Source organism: Vibrio sp. 10N.222.48.A3 (genome assembly GCF_041475345.1).
Classification (GTDB): Bacteria; Pseudomonadota; Gammaproteobacteria; order Enterobacterales; family Vibrionaceae; genus Vibrio; species Vibrio tasmaniensis_A.
In genome coordinates this window covers 1-391 of the sequence record NZ_JBFRVX010001162.1, presented here as the reverse complement: position 1 = coordinate 391, position 391 = coordinate 1, and the positions used below count along the sequence as shown (strand labels likewise).

The window sequence follows — 391 nt, the reverse complement described above, 5'->3', positions numbered from 1 at the left end:
GCCTTGGAAAAGGTAATGTTATGACTGAAGAAGAAAGAATCGAACTGCAACAAAACAACCCACTGCATGGCTTAAAGCTTGAAACTATGATCAACGAATTAGTGGATCATTACGGTTGGGAAATTTTGGATGCAGCAATGCGCATGAACTGCTTTAACACTAAGCCGACAGTAGCAAGTGCCGTTAAATACTTGAAGAAAACAGAGTGGGCTCGTGAGAAAGTAGAGAATTTCTACCTTTACCGTTTCAAGCGCATGCCTAAAGCTTCTGATATCGAATACCAGATGCCTCCACGTTCACGTACATTCCGTCACGGGTTAGAACCTCGTGAGCCAATGGAATTAACGGTTGAATCGATTCTAGCATCACAAGCTAAAGCAGCGTCAGCATG

1 protein-coding gene is annotated in these 391 nt (G+C 43.2%); it reads left to right on the top strand.

Annotation, left to right across the window (positions count from 1 at the left end; genetic code table 11):
* Positions 1 to 20: 20 nt before the first annotated feature.
* Positions 21 to 391 (top strand): VF530 family DNA-binding protein (locus AB4653_RS24660; RefSeq protein WP_372105547.1); only part of this gene is annotated, 371 nt, incomplete at its 3' end.